General features: G+C 70.2%; 3 protein-coding genes. 2 read left to right on the forward strand and 1 reads right to left on the reverse strand.

Annotated elements, in window-relative coordinates; genetic code table 11:
- Positions 1-3,433, reverse strand: a 3,433-nt coding sequence (locus HCC78_RS04450) for an LEPR-XLL domain-containing protein (RefSeq protein ID WP_172327532.1), incomplete at its 3' end; no start/stop codon positions are given.
- A gap of 372 nt (positions 3,434-3,805) precedes the next feature.
- Between HCC78_RS04450 and HCC78_RS04455 the strand changes: the two genes are divergently transcribed.
- Positions 3,806-4,285 carry a hypothetical protein gene (locus HCC78_RS04455; RefSeq protein ID WP_172327533.1) on the forward strand — a complete coding sequence of 160 codons (480 nt, stop codon included), beginning with the start codon at positions 3,806-3,808 and terminating at the stop codon, positions 4,283-4,285.
- Positions 4,282-6,057 carry an ATP-binding protein gene (locus HCC78_RS04460; RefSeq protein WP_172327534.1) on the forward strand — a complete coding sequence of 592 codons (1,776 nt, stop codon included), beginning with the start codon at positions 4,282-4,284 and terminating at the stop codon, positions 6,055-6,057. The genes HCC78_RS04455 and HCC78_RS04460 overlap by 4 nt, the downstream gene beginning before the upstream one ends.
- The last annotated feature ends 283 nt before the right edge of the window (positions 6,058-6,340 follow it).

Consider the following 6,340-nt stretch of genomic DNA (forward strand, 5'->3'; position numbering starts at 1 on the left):
CCACCGACGCCCAGTCCGCGCCGGACAGCTTCGCCGCCCCGGCCCCCGATGCCGCGTTGCGCAGCGCCGAAGCCGAGGACAGCGACAGATCCACGTCAGGGAGGTTTTCCAGCGCCGCGCCGTCGATCCCGGCCGCGAGGCCGGTCCAGCTGCGGGTGCCGCCGGACTCGTTCAGGATGGCGAGATCGAGGCTCGCGCCGGTGACCGAGACCCCCGTGCCGCCAGTGGTGGCGATGGCCGTTCCAGAGAGGCTGGCGCCGGACCCGAAGAAGGCAGAGCCGCCGCTGGCCGAGACGGTCAGCAAGCCGCCGGTCACGCTGCCCTGGCCCTGGGCCGAAAGATCGAGCGCGGTGACGTCGGAGACCGCGATCCGGGCCGTGCCGCTGAAGAAGGCCGCATCGCCTGCCGCGATGCCGACGGTCGCGTCAACCTCCAGGCGGCGGTCGGCGGTTACCCCGGCCAGCGCGAAGACATCTCCGGTTCCGTCCCAGTTCACCCGCGTTCCGGTGGTGGAGCTGTTGGCGCGCAGCGTCGCGCCGGAGACGGTCATTGCAACGGCATTGACGCCGACGATGCCAGCGCCGCCGAGAGAAGCCGCCACGCCCTGGTAGCTGCCGCCCGCGGTCTCCAGCAGGCGGAGCGCCACGCTGAGCGTATCGGCGAAGACGCCCTGCGCCCCGGCCGCCTCCAATGCGCCCGCGGGGTCGGGATCGGCGAGGGCCGCCAGCGTGCCGCCCGCGCCGGCGAAAGCGCTGGCTCCGGTCAGGTCCAGCGAGAACAGCGTGCCGGTGCCGGCATCTGCGATGTAGCCCTCCGTCACCGAAGCCGAGAAGCCGCCCGAGAGCAGCAGCGCGCCGCCGAAGGCCACCTCCGCGGCACCGCGGATCACCACCGGCTGGCTGTCGTCGAGGCTGACGACGGCGCCGCCGGAGACCGTGCTCCAGTCAAGCAGCGTCCCGGTCGAGGACAGGTTCAGCCCGAGCTCCAGATCGGCGAGCGTGAAGGTGACGCCGTCGAAGCCGCGCGCATCGAACAGGGACAGGGCGCCGCTGACCCCCGTATAGGTGTCGGTCCCGGCATCGAGCACCGCGAGGGTCAAGCTGCCGCCCTCGGCAAGGAAGCCGGTCTCGTCCGAGAGGATCAGCTGGGTGCCGTCGGCGACGGCGCCTGTCCCGGCGAAGGCCTGGTCGATCTCGAGGGTCAGCACCAGCAGATCGCCGCTGACCGTGCTGCCGCCGGCATCGCCGGAGGCGCTCTGGGTCGCCAGCGAGAAGCCGGCATCGACATAGATCGCGTCCGTCGTCGAGACGGTCAGCGCGCCGCCGATCCGCGTGGCGTCGGCGGAGGTCAAGGAGAGCGGCGCGCTTTCCAGAGCGGTGCCGGTGAAATCGAACCCCGACCAGTCCATCCGCTCGCCGCTGCCGGCGGCCAGCGGATCGCCGACCGCGTTCACCGCCGCACTGAGCTGCGAGATCAGGATGTCCACCGAGGAGATGCCCAGCACCTCCGCCGAGGCCGCGCCGATTTCCGCGCCGGTGAAGACGCGGCCGTCATCGGCATCGAAGACGGCAATGGCACCCTCGGCGCCGGTAAGCAGGAAGCCGGTGGCCGAAGCCGCCTCCAGCGCCGAGAACGGGTTGGCATCCGCGATGGCCGCCGCGCTGCCGCCCGTGCCGGCGAAGAGGTCCATCCCGCTCAGCGACAGCGCGGTCAGCTCGCCCGAGAGATCGGCGCCGCCCGAAGGATCGGCGATCCCGCTGCGGCCGGTGACCGAGAGCGACATGGTTCCCTCGGCGATCGCCGCACTGCCGAAGCTGAGCGCGATCGTCCCGGTCACCTCGGTCTCTGCCGTCGTGATCGTGGTGTCGGAGATCGCCGTCCCGGCGGTGGCCGAGAAGTCGATCGCCCGGCCGGCGCCGCTATCCGCGTTCAGCGTGAAGGACAGCGCGGTGACCGAACCGGCCACGCCGTCGACCCCCTCGAGCGAGGCAGAGATCCCGCTGCCCGCCGCGGTGACCCAAGTCTCGCTGCCCGCGCGGTGCAGCGCCATGGCAAGGTCGCCGGACGCGGCCAGACCGGCGATGCCGGTGGCCAGCGTGTCGTCGCCGAGCACGCCCGCCGTGCCGTTGTCGTCGAGGATATAATTGCCGTCGAGATCGCCGATGAAGACGCGACCGCCGGTGACGGAGAATTCGGTGTACTCCGCCGAGACCGTCGCTGCATCGTCCAGCGTCAGGCTGCGGCCGGAGCCGGTGCCGAAGCTCAGGTCGCCGGAGACCGAGACGAAATCCTGCAGCACGAACTCGCCGGTGCCGGTGCCGTCATCGAGGCCGCCGGAGAGGAAGCCGGGGCCGGACTGGCGGAAGCTGTCGCGCAGCGCGCCGCCCTCGGCACGTTCGACATCCGAGAAGGCCATGCCGTTCAGGGTGCCCTCGTTCAGTCCCGTGATGGTCCAGTCGTTGCCCTGCTGGGGCGCGACCAGCGTGTCGACCGACAGCAGGTCGGAACGGCCGATGATCTCGGTCACGCCGGAATAGCTGTCATTCACCCCGGCATCGGCCGCCGCCGCGCCGGAGACGGTCACCTCGGCCACGGCCCCGGCCATCGAGGTCACGGTGATCGTCAGCCCCGCGGGGGCGGGCCCGGCCGCGGCAACCGCCGACAGGTTGAGCACGCCGCCGCTGAACACGTCGGCCGCGGTCAGGGCGCCGGAGACCGGGGCCGCCCAGCCGTCCTGCAGCCCGGAAGCGGAAGGGAGAAGGCGCTGGCCTTTCGCCAGCGCCCCGTCCATCAATGCCGTCCCGCTGCCATCCCCGAGACCGAGGCCGTGGCCGATCTCGTGCATGACCACGGTGAGCGCGTCATAGCCCGCCGCGGCCTCGGGCGAGACCGCGGCCAGCACGCCGGGTTCTGCCGTCACGAGGTATTCGGAATGTTCGTAGGGCGTGGCATCGGCGAACCAGTCGCCGCGGCTGCCGTCGAGAAGGACCGTCAGGCCTTCGGCCCAGCCCAGCTGCCCGTCGGGCAGATCGGCAAGACCGAAGGAGAAGTCGGGAAGCATGTCCGCCTCCACCCCCAGCGAAGCAGCCCAGGTCTCCAGCGCGGCCGCAGCCAGGCTGTCGAGCTCGGCCTCTCCCAGCGTGCCGGACGTGGTCTCGGGACGGTCCCAGTCGCCGGGCCAGAGCACCTCCGAGGGCGGACTCTCCTCCGACAGAAGCTGCGCCGTCTCGGCATCGAGCTGCTCGACGATCGCCGCCTGCGCCGCCAGATCCGCGCCGGGATCGGAGCGTTCGAGGATCCGCGCCAGTTCGTAGCTGACCGGATCGGCAGACAGCAGGATCCTCGGCTCCAGCGCCTCTACGGAAAATTTCTCGGAACGGGCCAGCGGAATGCCGGCATCGGGTTGATCCGGGGGAGCCGACTGCGCGGACACGGCGCCTGATTCGGTATCTTTCGCGATACCGGCGCCTCCGAATGCGATCTGGCAAAGCCGCCTGAGCAAGGCGGGGCCTCCCTTAAATGGTGTACATCATGGAACTACGGGCAGCCTGAACGTGTATTGCGGCACCCAGTGGAAACGAAAAATCAACCTCACCGCGAACCGTGTCCCATTCCGATACCAAAAACAACAATTTCTTTACCTAAGGTTGCAACCATCGCCGCCCCCGCAGAGCCTGTGTCGCAATCCGGACAAGGCGGCAGGCCTGGCCGGATTTTGTCGGATCCCCGCGCGTTCAGGCCCCTGTCCGGCGGCCCGCGGCGGCTTGGCGCGGTTCTTGTTTGCCCGCAGGCAAGGAGACCGCACATGCATAGCGACACACCATTCGAAGGCATCGATTTCGGCACCGTCCCGGACGGCGTGGACGATCTGCTCCAGCAGGGCGTGCTGGCCTGCCGCCGGGACCGCGGCGCAGCGGACGCGCTGTTCCGCGAGGCGCTGGCGCTCGATCCCGGGGCGCTGCCCACCTATTTCTGCCTCTACAAGATCCACACCTATTCGGGACGGCTCGACGCGGCCCGGGAGGCGGCCGAGGCCGGGCTGGCCGAGGCCGCACGGCAGGCCGGCTGGCCCGGCGACTGGCGCCGGTGGCAGCCGGCGGAAACCGGCGCGGCGGATGCCGGGCGCTTCGCGCTCTACACGCTCAAGGCGCTGGCCTTCATCGCGCTGCGCGACGGCCGGGCGCAGGACGCGGCGGCGATGCTGGCCGCGCTGGCGGACCTCGACCCGAAGGGCGCCACCGGCTGGACGGTCGTGGCCGAGATCGCGGAAGGATGCGCGGCATGAACCTGACCATCGAGGCCCGGCACCTCTCCGCGCTGGCCGACCGCTTCCCCGAGCTCGCGGGACTCCGCGCGCAGCTGAGGCTGGGCGAGAAGGCGGCCGTCCCGGTCAACCGCCTGTCGGGCGCGCATTGCGATTTCCTGATCGGCCTCTACAACGCGGCCGGCCCCGGCTACCGCACCCGCGCCGCCCAGCTGGCCACCCTGCGCGGCGCGCTGGGGATGGACGCCAAGCGCTACGGAAATGACGACCTTGAGCCCTTCCTGCTCGACCTCGCGCACTACCTGCTCGGCGGCGCGATCCGCGGCTGGATGTTCAGCTCCGACATCTCGCGGCGTCCCCTGCCCTACGTGGTCACGCGCGTCGACTACACGCCTGCCAACAGCGACGAGAGCGGGCGCGTCATCGTCGAGATGAAGGCCAATGCCAAGGGCGCCCTGGTCTCCTCTACAATCCGCATCATGGCCGCCGATATCGACGGGCACACCCTGGGCGAGGTCCTGTTCCGCAAGGGCTACATGAAGGAGACGCCCGAGCTACTGGCCGCGCATGACGAAAGCTCCGCGCGCTATTTCGGTTGGCGCCGCCGCTACGGCGAGCAGTTCGCGGCGCAGGGACGGGCCTTCTACGCCGAGGACCCGGCCTCGCCACGGCGGGACACCGACTGGACGCGCAAGGACGTGGTCGTGCTCTCGGCCTCGGGCGGCAAGGCGCGGCTGGTCAATGACGAAGGCATCCTCGAGGGCCGGGCGCTGACCATGGACGTGCCGGGCGAGCTTTTCGCCGGCTTCCTGCGGCGGGCGGGAAAGTCGAACCAGTTCGACTGCGAGGAGGAGATGCGGGACATCGCGGCGGCTGTCCCCGAGGGGCTGTTCACGCAGGTCCCGGTCCATGGCTTCGTCCTGATGTTCCATCTCGACCTGCACCACTATGTCTGGGTGCATGTCGACGACATGGAACCCTATGCCTACGCCCCCGACCTGAAGACCAAGCTGGTGCTGCCGCCCGAGCAGACCGACCTGATCGACATCCTCACCGCAGAGATGGACGTGCTGATGGACGATATCGTCGAGGGCAAGTCGGGCGGCACCACGGTGCTCTGCGCCGGCCCGCCCGGCGTCGGGAAGACACTGACCGCGGAGGTCTATTCCGAGATCATCGGCCGCCCGCTCTACCGCGTGCATTCCGGCCAGCTCGGGCTGAACGTGGCGCAGATGGAGGCGTCGCTGAAGGACGTGCTCACGCGCGCGCAGCGCTGGGGCGCGGTGATGCTGATCGACGAGGCCGATGTCTACATCAAGCGCCGCGACGACGACATGGTGATGAACGCGGTGGTCGGCGTCTTCCTGCGGGTGCTGGAATATTTCAACGGGCTGCTGTTCCTGACCACCAACCGGGTCGACGACATCGACGAGGCGATCGTCTCGCGCTGCATCGCGCTGATCCGCTACCACGCCCCGGACCGGGCCGGGCGGATCCGCATCTGGGAGGTGATGGCCGGTCAGTTCGGGCTTGAGCTGGAGGACGGCCTCGCCGGGCGGCTCGCCGATCTCTTCCCCGCGGCCAGCGGGAGGGACATCAAGGGGCTCGCCAAGCTCGCCGCGAAGTACTGCAGCCAGAAGCAGCTCGCCCCCGATCTCGACGCCTTCGCCCGCTGCGCCGTGTTCCGCGGCATGGACCCGGTGCACCCTGCCGCCAATGCCAATGCCGGCGCCACGCATGCGAGCCGCGGCGACCGCCCGGACATCGCCGCCGCCTGGCAGGGCCGCGCCTGATCCCCTTCCCTCCCGTCCCGGTCGGGGGCGCCCCCCCGGGGCAAGAGCCCGCCAATCTGCGCCCTGCGGCCGATTGGCGGTGGCCGCCCCGCCCGCGCTTGCCTAAGGCGGGAGACGAAAGGGAACGGAGGAGCACGGGCGGCAGGCAGGCAATGCGCAGCCCCCAGCGCTCCGGCAAGCGGAAGGGATGCCCATGCTGATCGACATGCGCAAAGTGGACCGTCTCATCGACCTGTGGCTCGACGAGGACTGCAACTATTTCGACCTCACCGCGAAGATCATG

The organism is Mangrovicoccus sp. HB161399 (genome assembly GCF_013184745.1).
GTDB lineage: Bacteria > Pseudomonadota > Alphaproteobacteria > Rhodobacterales > Rhodobacteraceae > Mangrovicoccus.

Bases quoted from the DNA above. Each gene is read 5' to 3' on its own strand.
- HCC78_RS04455 (WP_172327533.1), top strand. From the start codon at position 3,806: ATGCATAGCGACACACCATTCGAAGGCATCGATTTCGGCACCGTCCCG.
- HCC78_RS04460 (WP_172327534.1), top strand. From the start codon at position 4,282: ATGAACCTGACCATCGAGGCCCGGCACCTCTCCGCGCTGGCCGACCGC.